Annotated in this window: 18 protein-coding genes; 5 read left to right on the top strand and 13 right to left on the bottom strand. The window is 39.4% G+C overall.

The annotated features are described in order from the left end of the window. Nucleotides 1-69 precede the first annotated feature (69 nt). Nucleotides 70-693 carry a hypothetical protein gene (locus DCS32_RS02310; RefSeq protein WP_108876826.1) on the bottom strand — a complete coding sequence of 208 codons (624 nt, stop codon included), beginning with the start codon at nt 691-693 and terminating at the stop codon, nt 70-72. Between the two features lie 19 nt (nt 694-712). Then, a complete protein-coding gene (locus DCS32_RS02305; protein WP_108876825.1) occupies nt 713-1417 on the bottom strand; it encodes a DUF4331 family protein in 705 nt (234 codons plus the stop codon). 173 nt (nt 1418-1590) lie between these two features. Between DCS32_RS02305 and DCS32_RS02300 the strand changes: the two genes are divergently transcribed. The 3 genes from DCS32_RS02300 (at nt 1591) to DCS32_RS02290 (ending at nt 5446) form a co-directional block, all read left to right on the top strand. Continuing rightward, nucleotides 1591-2124 carry a hypothetical protein gene (locus tag DCS32_RS02300; protein WP_108876824.1) on the top strand — a complete coding sequence of 178 codons (534 nt, stop codon included), beginning with the start codon at nt 1591-1593 and terminating at the stop codon, nt 2122-2124. A gap of 191 nt (nt 2125-2315) precedes the next feature. Further along, nucleotides 2316-3017 (top strand): Bax inhibitor-1 family protein, encoded by a 702-nt coding sequence (locus DCS32_RS02295; protein ID WP_108876823.1) that lies wholly within the window; start codon nt 2316-2318, stop codon nt 3015-3017. A 197-nt stretch (nt 3018-3214) separates the two neighbouring features. After that, the gene (locus tag DCS32_RS02290) at nt 3215-5446 is read left to right on the top strand and encodes a transglycosylase domain-containing protein (RefSeq protein WP_239057550.1); all 2232 of its coding nucleotides are present in this window, start codon (nt 3215-3217) and stop codon (nt 5444-5446) included. On the opposite strand, the gene rpe is transcribed toward DCS32_RS02290, so the two are convergent. Then, complete coding sequence (gene rpe / locus DCS32_RS02285; protein WP_108876821.1) at nt 5443-6105, bottom strand: ribulose-phosphate 3-epimerase; 663 nt, start codon at nt 6103-6105, stop codon at nt 5443-5445. The two genes, DCS32_RS02290 and rpe, sit on opposite strands and share 4 nt — an antisense overlap. 286 nt (nt 6106-6391) lie before the next feature. Continuing rightward, nucleotides 6392-7255 (bottom strand): RNA polymerase sigma factor RpoD/SigA, encoded by an 864-nt coding sequence (locus tag DCS32_RS02280; protein ID WP_108876820.1) that lies wholly within the window; start codon nt 7253-7255, stop codon nt 6392-6394. A gap of 360 nt (nt 7256-7615) precedes the next feature. On the opposite strand from DCS32_RS02280, the gene DCS32_RS02275 reads away from it, so the two are divergent. Then, nucleotides 7616-7897: a twin-arginine translocase TatA/TatE family subunit gene (locus tag DCS32_RS02275; RefSeq protein ID WP_013751401.1), complete on the top strand. Its 282-nt coding sequence runs from the start codon at nt 7616-7618 to the stop codon at nt 7895-7897. Nucleotides 7898-7961: 64 nt separating this feature from the next. Here DCS32_RS02275 and DCS32_RS02270 read toward each other — a convergent pair whose 3' ends face one another. The 9 genes from DCS32_RS02270 to kynU all read right to left on the bottom strand — a co-directional run bounded on the left by DCS32_RS02270 (nt 7962) and on the right by kynU (nt 16374). Beyond that, the gene (locus tag DCS32_RS02270) at nt 7962-8603 is read right to left on the bottom strand and encodes an O-methyltransferase (RefSeq protein ID WP_108876819.1); all 642 of its coding nucleotides are present in this window, start codon (nt 8601-8603) and stop codon (nt 7962-7964) included. A 65-nt stretch (nt 8604-8668) separates the two neighbouring features. Further along, the gene (locus DCS32_RS02265) at nt 8669-9760 is read right to left on the bottom strand and encodes an amidohydrolase family protein (protein WP_108876818.1); all 1092 of its coding nucleotides are present in this window, start codon (nt 9758-9760) and stop codon (nt 8669-8671) included. Between the two features lie 79 nt (nt 9761-9839). Next, complete coding sequence (locus DCS32_RS02260) at nt 9840-10301, bottom strand: DUF1648 domain-containing protein (RefSeq protein WP_108876817.1); 462 nt, start codon at nt 10299-10301, stop codon at nt 9840-9842. Beyond that, entirely contained in the window at nt 10302-11081 is a 780-nt protein-coding gene (locus tag DCS32_RS02255) for an SDR family oxidoreductase (protein WP_108876816.1), read from the bottom strand. Nucleotides 11082-11139: 58 nt separating this feature from the next. Further along, nucleotides 11140-12582 carry an aldehyde dehydrogenase gene (locus DCS32_RS02250; RefSeq protein ID WP_108876815.1) on the bottom strand — a complete coding sequence of 481 codons (1443 nt, stop codon included), beginning with the start codon at nt 12580-12582 and terminating at the stop codon, nt 11140-11142. Then, nucleotides 12583-13029 (bottom strand): RidA family protein, encoded by a 447-nt coding sequence (locus tag DCS32_RS02245; RefSeq protein WP_013751407.1) that lies wholly within the window; start codon nt 13027-13029, stop codon nt 12583-12585. A 15-nt stretch (nt 13030-13044) separates the two neighbouring features. Then, nucleotides 13045-14445, bottom strand: coding sequence for an FAD-dependent oxidoreductase (locus DCS32_RS02240; RefSeq protein WP_108876814.1), 1401 nt, complete (start codon nt 14443-14445; stop codon nt 13045-13047). 49 nt (nt 14446-14494) lie between these two features. Continuing rightward, nucleotides 14495-15112: an FMN-binding negative transcriptional regulator gene (locus tag DCS32_RS02235; protein WP_108876813.1), complete on the bottom strand. Its 618-nt coding sequence runs from the start codon at nt 15110-15112 to the stop codon at nt 14495-14497. Further along, nucleotides 15112-16374: a kynureninase gene (gene kynU / locus DCS32_RS02230; protein WP_108876812.1), complete on the bottom strand. Its 1263-nt coding sequence runs from the start codon at nt 16372-16374 to the stop codon at nt 15112-15114. The genes DCS32_RS02235 and kynU overlap by 1 nt, the downstream gene beginning before the upstream one ends. 228 nt (nt 16375-16602) lie before the next feature. Between kynU and DCS32_RS02225 the strand changes: the two genes are divergently transcribed. Further along, nucleotides 16603-17760, top strand: coding sequence for an MFS transporter (locus tag DCS32_RS02225; protein ID WP_108879220.1), 1158 nt, complete (start codon nt 16603-16605; stop codon nt 17758-17760). The last annotated feature ends 63 nt before the right edge of the window (nt 17761-17823 follow it).

The raw sequence follows: 17823 nt of genomic DNA, 5'->3' as shown, positions 1-17823 counted from the left end.
TTGGTTTTATGTAAAAAGGGCCTGAAAAATTCAGACCCTTTTTTAAGCTAATTAAAAATAATTAAATTTTTATTGTGGTCCTACTAGGTAAGGGAATGTTGTAGTCCCCATAGCACCTGTACCAGCACTTACGTTATCTGTAACTAAGATTGGTAAATCTGGAGTTCCATCATCATCAAGATCTTGTCCATTGTATTTGTCTCCATTATTTCCTCCGAAAAGTAAAATTAAAGATACATCTACAACATCATCACTAAGAGTACGACCAGTAAGAACATTAGTTCCATCAAAATAAGTAGTAGGTGCGTCTGGTGCAACCTGTAATACGTCTTGAGCTAATAATGTTGTTAGTGTTTGAGCATCTAAAGCTAATATGTTTTCTTCATATTCTACGCCAAATGCACCGTGTAATGCTACAGCTTTGTCAAGAAAGGCTTGTTGAAATCCTGCAACCATTTCAGAAGGGATTGTCGTGTTGAAGCTATTTTTAGCTGCGCTGTCTCCTCCTAATACAGTGTTAATTGCTGCACGTCCCATTTGATCTTGTTGAGCAAACGTTCCAGAAAAGTCAACTTCTGTAGGCGTTGGTACTGGATCAATTGTGATAGGTGTGTTATCGTCGTCGTCGCTACATGATACAACTCCTGCTAGAAGAACTGCTGCAAATAGATATTTTATATTTTGTAATTTCATGATATTTGTCTTTTAACTATTATTGTTTTGTTTTTGCTTCAACCCAAGTATTCCAAACTTGAACACCTGTTCCAGCTGGATGTGCAGAAGTACCACCTAATAACGTGTTTGGAACTTCAACCACTACAGAAAGTACATTTGTTCCCTCAAAAGGATCAGAAGCATTTTCAGCAGTTTGAAAACCACCGTTTGGTCCCGTTGTTCCTGTAAAAGGTCCTGCAGGGTTTCCTACAACAGCATTAAAAGTTGTAAAATCAAAGAAAAAAGGATCTGCTCTTAATCCAGCAAATATTTTAATTCCATTAGTAGTAGTCATTGTGATTGCATCAGCTCCAGTAGAGATATCTACAGATCCAATAAGAGCACTTTCGTCAATAGTACTGTTAAGTCCAGTTGAAGAAATTTCATAAGGTCCAAAGAAATACATTTTTCCGTCTCTTGGAATTGCTTGTATTACTCTATCCTCTACTAAGTCACCGTCATTATCGATGTTGAATTCAACAAGAACGTTCTCGTCAAACTCAGCCTCTCCAGCTAGTGAACTTTGTACGTTTGCTGCAAATACGGTGTTGCTTGAATTCTCAGCACTTTCAAATGCGAAGTAATCAGTAATGTCTGCGGTTGTTCCGCCTACGGCAGGAGCATCTAAGTGATCGGCTGCGATAAGTGCACCTACTCCAAGTAAGACAGCACCTGCGATTAGAATTTTTGGTAATTTTTTCATTGTTGTATATTGTTTATTTGAGAACACTTACGCAGTTAATAATCGCAAGGTTTCTATTAAGACGTTAAATTCTTGTTAAGAGAAAAATATCTAAAACCAAAACACAAGGACGTTATTACATATATTAGCGTTCGTAAATAAGTAATAACATAAAAGAAACTATATATAATATTATGAATACCATATTAGGAATAGGAAGTAGGATAGACCACAACAAGCTAGGTAAAGGAGTAATTACAAATGTTACCTCAGAGCTATACTGGGTAACTTTTATAGACGGTGGACTCGAGACTATAACACTAGATGATAATTTTGAAGTAATAGAAGCAATAGAAGGTGAGGTAGATAGTGTGAGTATGTATGAGGTAGAAAAGACCTTTAGAGATTTACTCAAGAGATATAGCGACATATCTGAGGTGGTGCCTATAGCAGATAAGTGGAGAGGAGGAACGATGACATTATCTCCAGAGGATAGCAACTTGTCATCAAAGGATATTTCTATAGAAAGCTTCTTCCATAAAATTGTGATGGTGCGCGACCGTGTGCGCGTGATGGAGCAAAAGATTAATGCTAGTAAAACACTTGATGATCAAGATAAAATTGATCTCCAGCAGTACATTACTCGTATTTATGGTAGTCTCACAACCTTCAATGTATTGTTCAAAAATTCATCTCAAAACTTTAAAGGTGCGTCTTCTAAGAAGTAACTGCTGAGGTAATTAGATATAGCAGATTATTTATGATATAAGTACGCTTTCGCGAAAGCAAAAAATAAATACATCCCGTTAGATATAAGATACTTCTCTAAGATATTTACAATATTTACTTTTTAGGAATAGCGTATTTCTAGTTTGTTTACATTTATACTTCACTTTCAAAACTAAAAATAACAACATCAATGGAATCATATCAACCACAAATAGTACCAGTAAGTGCATTATCTGATGAGCGCCGAGTGGCATTTTATCGCAAGACATACACCTATGTAGCACTTGCAGTATTATTATTCATCATCACCGAATATTTATTTTTTCAATCACCAGTGATTGTGAATTTTGCTTTATCCCTCACAGGAGGTTGGAGCTGGCTATTATTGTTAGGTGCATTTATGTTTATCACAAACTATGCAGAGGGGTTAGCACTCAAGACTAGAGATAAATACCAGCACTATTTAGCCTTAGGGGTTTATGTAGTTGCAGAGGCTTTTATTTTTATTCCTCTACTTTTTAAGGCATTTTCTATGATAGATGGAGTAGAGATTTTACAAAAGGCTGCCGTGATGACCATTGCATTATTTGCAGGATTATCTGCAGTTGTGATTCTTACTAAAAAAGACTTTTCATTTTTACGATCTATACTTGCCATTGGATTTTTTCTAGCAATAGGCCTTATGGTTGCTGGACTTCTCTTTGGATTTGACCTCGGCTTATGGTTTAGTGTTGCTATGGTTGCACTTGCAGCAGGGTCTATATTATATACTACTTCAAATATGGTTCATAAATATGATGAAGAGCAGTACGTTGCTGCGGCTTTAGGTTTATTTGCCTCACTGATGTTATTATTCTGGTATATTTTGAGAATATTTATGTCAAGAGATTAAGGGCTCTCAATTACTAAAAATAAATGCGTACTTTCCTAGATAATAGGAGTGCGCATTTTTTTATGGAGCAATGCGAGAAATTCTAATTCAATCTTTTAATTCAAAGTCATTTGTATAGTTATAAAAGTAAGGTTAAGGCAATTTGGTTAAAAATTAAAGCCAAACCTTTTAGAGCAATAAGATATGCGGTGCTCACTATGGTCGGATTATTTGCAGTATTCTTATTGAGTATTTACTTAGGTGTATTTGGAAAAATACCAACAGCCGACTATCTCAAAAAATTAAAAAATCCAGTTACTTCTACATTATACGATGCTAGAGGCGAGTCCATCGGTCTTTACTTTTTGCAAAACAGGTCAAATGTAGATTTAGCTCAACTTCCAGAAGCACTTAAAAATGCCCTCGTGGCAACCGAAGATGCTCGCTTTTATGAGCATGGAGGTATAGATTATAAAAGCTATGGTCGTGTATTTATAAAATCTGTTATTTTAGGTCAGAATGCAGGCGGTGGTAGTACGGTAACACAACAAGTTGCAAAGAATATCTTTGGACGTAAAAAGCAGTTTTTTCTCAGTACTCCTATAAATAAGTTTAGAGAACTCTTTATCGCTAGAAGGCTAGAGTCTGTATATAGTAAAGATGAAATTTTACTGCTGTATTTTAATACAGTGTCTTTTGGCGAAAATATATACGGTATAGAAAAAGCATCTTTACGCTTTTTTAATAAACCTCCAGAGCAATTATCCACTACAGAGAGTGCTACGCTCGTGGGATTACTCAAAGCACCTAGTTATTATAGTCCGCGCAATCATCCAGAACGTGCAGAGCGCAGGCGCAATACGGTTTTAAACCAAATGGTGAAATATGGTTTCCTTAGCGATGAGGAGAAAATAAAAGCGCAAGTGCCTCTAGCAATCAATTATCAAGCAAGTAAAAAACAGTCCTCATTTTCCACTTATTATAAAAACTTTGTAGAAGCCGAGTTTAATACGTGGGCGCAACAGCACCCAGCTGCAGATGGTCATATTTATAATCTACACACGGATGGACTAAAGATTACTACGACGCTCAATAGTTCGATACAGAAAAGCTCAGAAAAGGCGCTACAAAAACAAGTAGAACGATTACAAGTATTGATGGATAAATACTGGGCGGCTACCACCACAGAAGGAGGTAAGGAAGCTCTTTTAGATAAAATAGTTCAAGAGCAAACAGCTGTAAAAAGAATGAAAGCTAAGAATGCTACAGCAGCCTCTATTGCCGAGTTCTCGATGAAAGTTAAAGAACGTGACTTCTGGAATATAGGTAAAGGATATGAGCCAAGGCTTCAATCTCTACGTGACTCCATAGCTACAAGTCTTAATAGATTACACGCAGCAGTGTTTACGGTAAATAGTAGATCTGGTGCTATTTTAGGATATGTGGGAGGGATAGATTATGGTTTTAGTCAGACAGATAACGTGGTGACTAAAAAACAAGTGGGTTCGACTTTTAAACCTATCACTTATCTAGCTGCTTTAGAGAGAGGGCAAGATCCTTGTAACTATTATAATAATGCTTTAGTAACCTATAAGCAGTATGAAGATTGGAAGCCTAAAAATGCTAGTGGAAGATATGGAGGGAGCTATAGTATGCACGGAGCGCTTGCAAATTCTGTAAATACAGTATCTGTACAATTACAGCTCAATGTAGGGATAGAGAAAGTGATGGATCAGGCAAAGAGGATGGGTATTACTACCACTCTTCCAGAAGTACCAAGTATCGTGCTTGGTACTGCAGAGCTTACTTTATTTGAAATGGTTACTGCTTATGCAAGTATAGCAAACGGTGGAACACGTATACAACCTTATACAATACAGCGCATAGAAGATGAGGATGGTAATGAATTATACAAACATACTCCTACTGCTGGAAAGCGTGTAGCCAGTGTACAGCATGTAAAGGAATTACAGAAAATGATGGAAGAGGTAATAACTGAAGGAAGCGCCTCAGGAATGAAAAATTATGAAATAGGATATAACCTCATAGGTAAAACCGGCACTACCCAAAATAATGGGGACGGCTGGTTTATAGGTGCCTCACCAGAAATTGTAGTAGGAGCGTGGGTAGGGACAAGAGATAAGAGAGTGCACTTTGAAAAAACCTATCACGGCTCTGGTGCAAATACAGCAATGCCTATGGTAGCATCTGTATTTAAAGGACTGAGCTCTTGGAAATCACCCATGCTCACAAATTTTGAATACGATTTTGACTATTTTCCATGTCCTTCGTTTTTAGAAATGGATGCGACAGAAGCAAAAACATTTGCACAATCAGATACGACGTACTTATATAATCTTAGAAGAAGGGATACGCTTATTATTGATGAGGTGCTTCCTGTCATTCAAGATACAGCAAAGGTTCAAGTAGTTGATCCTATTGTTAATTAGCGAGCTGCAATATCTTTAAGTTCTTTGATCGTTTCCGTAGGATTGGATGATTTAAAAATAAAGCTTCCAGCTACAAGTACATCTGCTCCAGCTTGAACCAACTGCGCAGCATTCTTATCACTTACACCGCCGTCAATTTCTATGAGCGTGGGAGCATTTTTTTTTGTGATTAGAGTTTTGAGAGCAGTAACCTTATCATACGTGTTCTCTATATACTGTTGTCCTCCAAAACCTGGGTTCACACTCATCATACAGACTAAGTCTATATCTTGTATAACATCTTCAAGAAGGCTCACAGGCGTGTGTGGGTTAAGAGCTACACCAGCTTTGATCCCAGCAGCTTTAATTACTTGTAGTGTTCTGTGTAGGTGAGTACATGCTTCATAATGCACGGTGAGTATGTTTGCTCCTAGATCTGCAAACATTTGTACATAACGATCTGGATCTACAATCATCAAGTGGACGTCTATAGTTTTTTTAGCGTGTTTTGCAATATCACGTAGCACTGGCATTCCAAAAGAAATGTTTGGAACAAAAACACCATCCATAATATCTATATGAAACCAGTCTGCCTCACTAGCATTTATCATCTCAATATCACGTTGAAGGTTTGCAAAATCTGCAGCAAGTATGGATGGGGCAATGAGCGTGGTCGACATATAATAGATGTTTTATGTAAAGATATGATTCTCTTCTAAGGTATGAAGATTAAGTATTAAGTTTTGTAACCCAGAATATTTAAAATGAAAAATCCCCGGTAATCAGCCGGGGATTCATTCATCAATCAAAAAACGAACAGTTATGATAAACTGTTGTTGTCATTATTAAGTCGCCAGTGGCGTTAATTACATTTTTGTATTACAAAGATACCAAATCTTTTCACTGTAAAAAAAACCAAGAGCATTGGCTATTGGTTTTAACACATTATCGGTAAAAATGATAAGGTTATCCTAAATAAGTCTTAAGAATCTTGCTACGTGAAGTATGTTTTAATCTACGAATCGCTTTTTCCTTAATCTGTCTCACTCGCTCACGAGTAAGATCAAAGGTTTCTCCTATTTCCTCGAGGGTCATAGGCTGTTGATCGCCTAAGCCAAAATAAAGTCTAACCACATCTGCCTCACGTGGAGTAAGTGTTTCAAGAGCACGTTCTATTTCTGTCTTAAGGGATTCATGTAGTAGTTGGCGATCAGGGTTTGGTGATTCACCAGAGTTTAAGACATCATACAAGTTTGAGTCTTCTCCTTCTACTAGAGGCGCATCCATACTTATGTGACGTCCAGAGTTCTTTAAAGATTCCTTTACATCATTAATAGACATGTCTAGCTCTTTGGCAATTTCCTCAGGGCTAGGTGGGCGTTCGTTTGCTTGTTCTAGAAAAGCAAAGGTTTTATTAATTTTATTAATAGACCCAATCTTATTGAGAGGTAAACGTACAATACGAGATTGCTCTGCTAGTGCTTGTAAGATGGACTGGCGTATCCACCATACCGCATATGATATAAATTTAAAACCACGAGTTTCATCAAAGCGCTGTGCAGCTTTTATAAGCCCTAAGTTACCTTCATTAATGAGATCTGGGAGGGTAAGTCCTTGGTTTTGGTATTGTTTTGACACAGAAACTACAAAACGTAAATTTGCTTTAGTAAGCTTCTCTAGAGCACGATGATCACCAGCTTTTATACGCTGTGCTAGTTCCACCTCTTCATCTGCCGTGATAAGGTCAACTTTACCGATTTCTTGTAAGTACTTGTCTAAGGATGCGGTCTCACGATTGGTGACCTGCTTAGTAATTTTAAGCTGTCTCATAGGGTTGTAATGAACTAGGGTTTGTCTATTATAACTGTTATACGCAGCAAAGTTGCAAAATGTTACAAAAAACTTAAAGTTTTTTTTAAATGATTTTTAAGTTATAGCTTATGCAACTTGTTTAATTGGCATAACTCAATGTAAATTAATGATTTGCGATTTTTCAGTAATCCTTACATAGCGTGATTTATAAGGTGCGAGGTGTTGATTTCTGAGAATGTGTTGTTATTGAGCGTGATGTGTGAATAGTTACGCTTTCGCGAAAGCGTATTTTATATCCTTAAAACAATCTCATATAGTTTGTTATTATTCTATTTGAAAATTTTTAAACTACTGCGCTATTAAATACCTTTGTTATCTATGATAAGCTTACCACTATTTATTTCTGGTGCCGAAATTGCCTTCATTATTTTTATAGTGATTATGGTTTTTGGTGCAGACAAAGTTCCAGAAATCGCTCGCGGTTTAGGGAAGGGCATGCGCCAACTTAAAGACGCTACAAATGATATCAAATCAGAAATCACAAAAACTGCCGAAAGAAATGATATCGACTTAGATCTTACTAAGGATATTAAAAAGGAGATTGATAAGGCTAAGGAAGATATTAATGATATTACTGGTCCTATCAAGAGATCTCTATAATTCTAGACCAATCTCAGCATTGAGATTTTAATTTATATTTTTTAAATAGCTTAGGAAATAAAATTTATAAAACACGGCTTACTGTAAGACCATCTCTTATAGGTAGTAATACCGTTTCTACTCGAGGATCTTCATTAAGAAGCATGTTGTAATCTAATAACACCTTTGTGTCCACATCTTTTTTCTTTAGTGGTTCAACCACTTTACCACTCCATAATACATTGTCAGAAAGGATAATTCCGCCAGGATTCATTTTACCTATTATAGTATGGAAATAATTAATGTAGTTGCGCTTATCTGCATCTATAAAAACGAGATCAAAAGTAGTATCAATGGTTGGAATAATATCTAGTGCTTGACCGAGATGCTGTATAATCTGTGATCCGTAAGGCGAAGCGTTAAAATGCTTGCGCTGAAAATCTTGCATCTCTTCCTTTATGTCAATAGTGTGAAGTGTTCCGTTACTTTGAAGCCCTTCTGCCAAACATAGAGCACTATAACCAGCAAATGTGCCAATCTCTAAAATGCTCTTAGGATTTACTAATTTTGAAATCATACTAAGCACTCTACCTTGATATGCGCCAGAAAGCATACGAGGTTGTAATATCTTTTGGTATGTTTCCTTAGTAAGTGCTTTGAGATGGGCTGGTTCTTGTGCCGAGTGCGCAACTACATAATCATCAAGTTCCTCTGGTAAAAAGTGCATTATAAATAAGTTTGAAAGACAAAATTACCTATCGTTTTTGAGATAAGTCTAGGTAATACAATAATTTATTTTTGACCTAATATCCTTTTCCTGAAAGCTTCCTTGCGCTTCTCATCATCTCCATATAACCAGCGCACTACGTTATCATCCCATATCTGGTCATACTCGGTAGCATTAATAATCTCACGTTCTAAAGCAAGATCTAATATTTTACCAGGGTAACTACTCTGGTTGTCACTTTCCATCTCACCTAGCGGGTACGGATCATCGAGTCCCATAACCACCTGCTTGCTTCCTTGGTTTTCAATCACCATTTTAAGCGAATTTGTGTCGTGTACTAAGGTGTCAAAAAAGATATTAGGATGCCCTACAGATTTACGAGGGTGTGTTTTTCCTTCAAAAAGATCTGGCCTTCCGTCAAAACCTTGTATGCGCCTACCTAGGTTAATCTGCGCTAGTTGTCCTCCGTGAGCAAAACAAACGCGCATACCCGGATACTTATCTGCATATCCATTAAGCGTAAGGAAGTGGTAGGCATCTGCACATTGTGCAAGCATCCATATAAGGTGAAAACGCCAGTTTGTATTCTGCAGTTTTATAAACTTCTCACCATCATAAGGGTGAATCTCTACTGCTAGATTATACTTACTTGCAAGCTCAAAAATAGGTTCATTTTCTTCGTCAAAAATACATCGCCACGTCCCGATGGTGTCCATATAGTGCGTAGGTAAGCATAGTAAATCCATACCTAACACCTCTACACAGCGCTCTATTTCCCATAAAGCGCCACGCACAAACCCTGGGTGTACCACAAAACCAGTTGTAAACTTGTCTGGATGTTCTTGTTGCACTCTCGCATTAAAGTCATTTTGAAACTTTAGTGCTTGCTTCATTTCTTCTAGACGTAGTCCATTTCCATAAAGCTGCGAGAGGTTAAGTACCACGGCGTGGTCTACTTTGTTGCGCTCCATCCACTCCAGTTTTTCGTGCAAGAAAAAACTTGAGTCTGTCACAGGCCTACTCCAGTCTTTCTGGAGCATAAACTTTCGGTCTTTGTCTACCCAAAATATACCCTTGTCTTTCATAAACTGAGGAATTTCCTCTGGATAGGGAAGTAGGTGAGAGTGGCCGTTTATGCGAAGTTTTTTATGTGACATATTGAGTATGCTTTCGCGAAAGCGTACTACGCAATCGCTGTTGTGTTTTTAAAAATACAATTATTATATGAGTACCGCCTTACTGTTTTACCTTCTTGAGTTGTATATAATATAAGACGAGTAGTATAATAAAACCGCCAAAGGTTGCAACCAAAAAATAACTGCTTAATCCCGCCTGTTTGCCCACGGCAACTGCCATAGATTGATATACCAGCCAGCCAAAAAGTAGGGTGCAATACAGCGCCATTTGTGACATAAAGGTTTTTGTAATGGTAACCTGCGCCTCATTTTTAACCCCTTGTTTATGCTTGTTAATCTTTATAGACTTGCCTGTCATAAACTGGAATAGTAAGATAAGTAAGACGCTAATTGCGGGTAAGATAAAAAGTTCATTTTTTGACCCATATCTATCTACCACCCCAGTCGCATCAAAGTGCATAGGTACTTCGTCTGGAATGTCACTATAATGTATCAGAATCATCGCAAAGGTAACCCCCGCCACGAGCCAACTTAGTATCCAGAAAATCTTTTTAATATCCATCTACAGACTTTTTGTGCGTCCTCCATCTACAGGAACATTGATTCCATTAATAAATGAAGCTGCTTCACTAGCGAGAAAAACGATTGCATTTGCTACCTCCTCAGGTTTGGCAAAACGTTTTGCTGGTGAAGCGTTTGCCATAGTTTGCGATACCTCTTCTATAGATTTTCCAGTCCTTTTTGCCTTGTTTTCTATAATCTCAGAGAGCCTGCCAGTGGCGGTTGCGCCAGGAAGCACGTTATTTACGGTAATCCCGTATTGCCCTAGTTCATTTGCCATCGTCTTACTCCAGTTTGCCACGGCGCCACGTATGGTGTTACTCACGCCTAGACCATCTAGCGGTTGCTTTACAGAGGTTGAGATCACGTTAATGATACGTCCATATCCTTCGGCTTTCATTCCTGGGAGTACGGTTTGTGTTAATAGATGATTGGTTTGTAGGTGTTGTCTAAACGCTTTCGCGAAAGCGGTAACATCTGCATCCACAATCGGTCCACCTGGAGGTCCACCCGTGTTGTTGATTAATATGTGATACACATTGCCCGTTGCCGAAACAGCAGCAGCCACCTCCTGTGGATTGGTAAAGTCTGCCACCACATAGCTGTGCTTTTGTGAGCCGTTATTAGGTAACTGTGTGATTACGACTTTGAGCTTCTCTTCTGTACGAGCTGCAAGGGTTACATTTGCGCCTTCTTCTGCTAGACCCATAGCAGTTGCTAGTCCTATCCCCGCTGTAGAGCCACAGACGAGGGCGTTTTTATTAGTTAGGTTTAGTTTCATAGTATGTGATTGCGAGCGTAGCGAACTAATCTGTCCGAGTGAGCTCTAATTTTATTTTCTAATTATATTTTATACAAACATTCTTTGCCTCAGTAAAAAATCGCAGCGCTTCAAAGCCGCCTTCACGACCTACGCCGCTAGCTTTCACTCCGCCAAAGGGTGTGCGCAAATCTCGATTCATCCACGTATTCACCCAGATAATACCAACTTCAAGTGCGTTGCTTAAACGCATTGTTCTGTCCAGTTGCTGAGTCCATACCGTTGCAGAGAGTCCGTATTTTGTTCCGTTTGCTAGTGCAAGTGCTTCTTCTTCGGTGTCAAAAGGCATTATAGTCACCACAGGTCCAAAAATCTCTTCTTGATTCAGTTTGCAGTCATTACTGTTTACTTCAATAACTGTAGGTTCTAAGTAATAGCCATTCTCATATCCTATCACATTAACTCGCTTGCCACCACAAAGGACAGTGCCTCCGTAAGCCTGTGCGTTGTTAATGTAATCTTCTACTTTCTCAAGATGCGATTTTGAAACGAGTGCTCCTAGATTTGTTTTCTCTTGTGATGGGTGTCCCACGACTAACTTCTTGACCTTTGAAATGAAATCACTTTTAAATCGGTCATAAATAGATCGCTCAACAAAAATGCGACTCCCACAGAGGCAGATTTGCCCTTGATTTGCAAAGGAGCTTCTCACGGTTGTGGCAAGCATATCTTCATAATTGCAATCTGCAAAAATGAGGTTCGGGTTTTTGCCACCTAGTTCTAGTGAGAGTTTTTTAAACATAGGGGCACACGTTTTTGCGAGATGAGCTCCCGTTTTTGTACCTCCCGTAAAACTTATCGCTTTAATATCTTTATGTTCTAAAATAGCTTGTCCCGTTGTGTGTCCCAGTCCGTGCACAATATTGATAACACCGGGAGGAAGTCCAGCCTCCGTACAAATCTCACCTAGGAGGTAAGCCGTCATAGGAGTGACTTCACTAGGTTTTGCAATCACACAATTGCCAGCGGCTATTGCCGGAGCGATTTTCCAGGTGAAGAGGTACAGTGGTAAATTCCACGGGCTGATGCACCCTACCACACCTATGGGTTTACGTAGGGTAAAATTCATTGCGTTCAGCCCAACACCCTCGTGACTCTCAGCCGAAAACTGAGTGATAGCATTTGCAAAAAACCGAAAGTTGCTTGCCGCCCTCGGGATATCTACCGCCATTGCAAGTGACACCGGTTTCCCATTATCTCGACTTTCGGCTTGAGCGAGTTCTTCAAGTCTAGCTTCAATGCCACGTGCAATGTTCATCAAGATCCGACTGCGCTCATCAAGTGTGGTGCTAGACCACTGCGGGAATGCCGCTTTCGCGAAAGCGGTAGCCTCCTCAACATCTTGCGCACTACTATTAGGAATCTGCCCATATACCTCGCCAGAAGCCGGTTCATAATTATCTAACCAATCGTTTGATGCTGGATTTCTATAGTCGCCGTGTATGTAGTTTTTGATGTTCATCTATTCTGGCTTATAAGCCATCACCTTAATCTCAACTACTAGATGCGGGTGTGGTAGCTGGTGCACGGCTACGGTGGTTCTTGCAGGGCCGGTTTCTTTATTAAAAAACTCTCCGTAGGCTTCGTTGTAACCGCCAAAATCATTCATATTTACAAGAAATGACGTGACATCTACCACATCTTCCATCGTTGCATCTGCGGTTGCGAGTGTTTTCTTTATGTTTTCTAGTACGGCTCTGGTTTGCTCTTTGATATCAAGGTGCATTGTGCCCATTGCATCTATCACGTGCACGCCAGCAAAAGTATTATCTGCTTTTCGACTGCTAGTGCCCGAGACAAATAGAAAATCTCCAGCTCTTTTAATATGAGGATAAGCTCCTCTAGGTGTCACTTTCTTTTCATTAAAAGGATCGCCTTGTAAACGTAGGTCTAAATCTTTATCACTCATAAGTATATGATTTTGTTATATGTTTCCGGCTATGGCATCGTCGTGCAAGATGTCTTCTGTAGCCTGTTGTACTTTTTTTAATTTCGCTTTAAGCGAAAGAGAATCAGGTAGCAATCCGTCATCCAGTAGGTTTAAAATAGCTTTGTTTTGTGCTCTACCTCGGGTCATTGCCTCTTTATATCCTATCGCCTCGTTGAAAGTTACTAAACTATATTTTGAGTAATACTCCGTAGGAAATTCTTTCTCAAATTGTGTCTCGAGTTTTCTCTTCTCTTGAAACATAGGGTGAGCTGTGTGCTCTTTCATCTCGTGAAAGTTATCTACCGCAAGGTCTGCAATGGCATCTGTATCTGGTTTTCTGGTTTTTTCAAATTCTTTGAAAACTTTCTCCCACCCTTGATCGCCAAATGCATCGAGCGTCTCGTCAAAAACGACCACATCTTCAAAACTAGCATTCATCCCTTGTCCATAAAATGGAACAATGGCGTGTGCCGCATCTCCCATAATACACGTTTTTCCAAAGGCGCTCCAAGGATGGCACTTTATAGTGCCAAGAGGTCCTACGGGATTTTCTTCGTATTCCTTCACCAGTTCTGGCATCATAGGCACCGCATCTGGGAACTGGCGTGTAAAGTATTCTGTAATTGCAGCTGGGCTATCTAGCGATGCAAAACTATCTGGTGCATCTTCATAATCTATAAATAGCGTTACAGTAAAACTCCCATCTAGATTAGGCAAAGCAATGATCATATCTCGACCTCGTGGCCAGATGTGTAAGGCATTTTTTTCAGTGCGGTATTCGCCATTTTCGGCAGGAGGGAAGGTGAGTTCCTTATAACCGTGACCTAAGTAATCTTGCGAGAAGCTGAATAAAAAGTCGCGACTCATATACATACTCTTACGCACTGCAGATCCTGCACCATCTGCTCCTAGAATAATATCTGCAGTGATGGTTTGCTCTTCTTTTGTGTGATAATCTGTAAAGGTTGCGGTAGCATTTTTAAGATCTACGTTTGTGCAAGCTTGGTTAAAGTGAACTTGTAAGGTGTCATACTCATCTGCCGCATTGAGTAGCATAATGTTGAGGTCTGTACGAGAGATAGAATTTATGTACTCATCTGTACGTCCAGAATACGGACTAAAAAGCGTGTTACTTTCTTTGTCGTGCAACATCCTTCCATTCATAGGGATGCACAAATCTTTTACTCGATCCTCAAGACCTACGAGGCGTATTCCCTTTAAACCTCTGTCTGATAGGGCTAGGTTGATACTTCTACCAGCATCTTGATGTACGGCTCTTAGGTCTGGGCGCTTTTCCATCAAGGTGATTTTATAACCACGTTGCGCCATACGTAAGGCTAGAAGCGAACCGCAAAGGCCTGCGCCTATAATGAGTATGTGTTCTTGTTGTGCCATATAATACTGTGATTACTAACGTGATTTCTCCGTTAGTACTATTTAAATTTTATTTATTTCTCAAGCACTCCATTTCGTCTGCGACGGCTTTATCGTTTGGAGTTCCATTTTCGCGTAAGCTAGATACTACAGCAGCGTGATTTTTATCGTTTCTGTTTTGTGACATCTTTTTTACAGCTTCAATACTCTTGATCTCAATCTCAAATGCCACGACGCCGTTTATTTGTCGTAAAGTTTTTTCAGAAAGCGCATCCATATCTATTGGATTTCTTTGTGGTGCTTCATACTTATCCATCAATGCTTTGATGGATTTATAAGTGCCTTCCTTATCTAGTAAAGTCACGTTACCTCTCACTTGAACGGCCGTATAGTTCCATGTGGATACTTCTTCAAAATCATACCAGCTAGCCGAAATATAACTGTGAGGTCCATTAAAAATACAGAGCGCCTCTGCGCCATTTTTGAGATGAGCAACTTGTTCATTCATCTTAGAGATGTGTGCGTGTATGATTTCGGTGCCGTCTGGGCGTTTTGATAATTCTAGCGGGATGTGTGTCGCACACGATTTTCCGTCAAGATTTGTGACAAGAATCCCAAAAGCATTTTCTTTTAAGAAACTGCGTATCTCCTCTGGGTCTTCGTTTTTATAAATATCAGGAATGTACATTAGAGTATCTTCTTAAGTCGTTTTACCATTTCATAAACATCTTCAAAATTATTGTAGAGCGGTGCTGGAGCCACGCGTATTACATCTGGCTCACGCCAGTCTGATATGACTCCTGCTTCGGTAAGTTTTTTGTGTAAACTTTTGTCGGCATTTTTTACTTGAATACTTAGTTGGCACCCACGTTCTAGCGGACTGCTAGGTGTAATAATAGCGATGTGCTCATTGTTGAGTTCGTTTACTAAGAACTCTAAATAGCCAGTAAGTTTTTTAGATTTTGCGCGTATGTTACTCATTCCAGCTTCCTCAAAAATATCAAGGCTTGCCTTAACGGCTGCCATACTAAGGATAGGAGGATTTGATAGTTGCCAGCCTTCGGCGGTTGGGATTGGGTCAAAGCCTTTGCGCATATTAAAGCGTGTGTCTTTGTTTTGTCCCCACCAGCCAGTAAATCGCTGAATGTTTTTATCTGTATGATGGCGCTCGTGTACAAAGCATCCACCTAGACTTCCTGGGCCGCTGTTGAGGTATTTATAAGTACACCACACGGCAAAATCTGCACCGCTCTCGTGTAAGTCTGGCATAATATTACCCACGCCGTGGGCAAGGTCAAAGCCTACTTTGCTGCCATTGTTGTGACCTAAGGTTGTGATTTTTTTAATAGGGTAGCACTGTCCAGAATAATAGTTTGTGTTACCTATTAATAGAAGTGCAACGCTATCGCCGTGTTCTTTTACTAATGCTTCTAGATCTTCATATCGACAGAGGTCTTCTCCTTCACGAGGTTGCCATAATATTAGGTTCGTCTCAGGATCATAGCCACGCTGGCGTATCTGACTTTCTACCGCATACTTATCTGATGGGAAAGCATCGCTTTCTATAATGATTTTATGACGTGATGGTGTAGGATTGTAAAACGACACCATCATCAAGTGAAGGTTTGTCGTGAGGGTGTTCATAATCACCACCTCACTCGGTTTTGCACCTACAATGTGAGCCATAGGTTTTGCGAGTTCCTCGTGATAAGACAACCACGGAGTTTCTTCTTTAAAATGCCCTTCAACACCCAGATCTGCCCAGTCATTGAGTTCTTGCTCGATATATTGTGCAACAGATTTTGGCTGGCAACCTAGGCTGTTTCCGCAGAGGTAGATAAGTTCGTTATCCTCCTTGTCTACTGGTATGTAGAAGTGATTTCGGTACTCTTTAAGGGGATCTTTTTCGTCTTGCGCTTTCGCGAAAGCGAGATTATTTTCATATACCATATGGCGTGTTTTCTTGAAGAACTATTGCTTGTCTAAAAATAACGATTTTAAAGGAGAAAAGTTCCTTGCCGTAGTAGGAAGCGCTTTCAAAATTCAGCTTACTTAAGTTTGATAAATAGGCCCTTTTCTATTGTTTAATCTTCCAGTAGTTTCATTAATAAAATAACGTTTGCGTATAAATACCTAAGGTGTTGTAGTTTGAGAACTGTAAATCTTTACTTTTATAGTATGAATTCTCTATTTCTCATACTATCTAGAAAGCGATATTTTGCACCTGCCTGGGTTTTTGCATCACTCAACATTATGATAGGTACTTGGGTGCTATACATCCCGAGAGTAAAAGAAAAGCTAGGGATAGATGATGGGGATCTGGGGGTAGCTTTATTCTGTATGGGATTAGGAAGTCTTGTGTCACTCACGGTGGCTTCTCGCATTATAAAAAGTGTGGGAGTAGGCAGGGCCACCGTAGTAGGTGTGATTATATTCTCACTACTATTTTTAATGCCCTTAATTGCTCCGTCTTATATTTTGTTATGTGTTTCTTTATTTTGTGTGGGGCTATTTTCTTGCTTTACAGATATAGCAATGAATGCCCTAGTCTCAGATATAGAAACCGAAGACGAGGTGCATATTATGAGTTCGTCACACGGGTTTTTTTCTATAGGTGGAGCAATTGCAGCAGTGATAGGTTACTTCGTAATAGACTATATAAAGGTGCCTGTTTATCACGGTATGGGAGCTGCAATTCTTGTCATTATCACAAATTTATGGCTTTGCAAAAGTTATATGGCTCATAGAACACCTATAGATGACAGTCACGGGACACTTAATTTCAATCTACTCAAACCACTGCTAGGTCTTACTATAGTAGCTCTCATTATTATGGGAAGTGAAGGAGCCATTGAGCAGTGGAGTAAGCTCTATCTAGAAGACATTGTGCAAGTAACTACAGAAAAAACGGCAGGAATGGGATTTTTACTGTTCTCATTGTTTATGGCGTTAGGAAGATTCTTTGGTGATGGAGTGAGCAAACGTTTTGGCTCTATTAAAATTATCATAGGCGGCGCCCTTCTTGCGGTTGTAGGCTACGTAGCGGTGCTTTCTGCTATTACATTTTTCACTCTTGTAGGATTTGCGATTATAGGTTTAGGTTTTTCTGTAATTATTCCTGAGTTGCTTAGACTAGCTGGTAAGGCAAAGGGAGTAAACAGTGCAGATGGTATTTCATTTGTTGCGGGAGCTGGTTTTGTAGGGTTTCTTGCGAGTCCGCCATTGGTAGGGTTTCTAGCAGACTTTTCAAGCCTTAGGCTGAGTTTTACAGTCCTAGGTGCTGGAGCATTTATAGCGATGATTATCGGGGTTGCGCTTTCGCGAAAGCGTAATTAACCACATTCTAATCATAACATATGTTAACACTAATGAGACTGTCGCGATGGATGGTTTTAAATC

The organism is Dokdonia sp. Dokd-P16, assembly GCF_003095655.1.
Taxonomy (GTDB): domain Bacteria; phylum Bacteroidota; class Bacteroidia; order Flavobacteriales; family Flavobacteriaceae; genus Dokdonia.
Note: the sequence above shows the minus strand (reverse complement) of the source record. Positions and strands in the feature narration are given on the sequence as shown.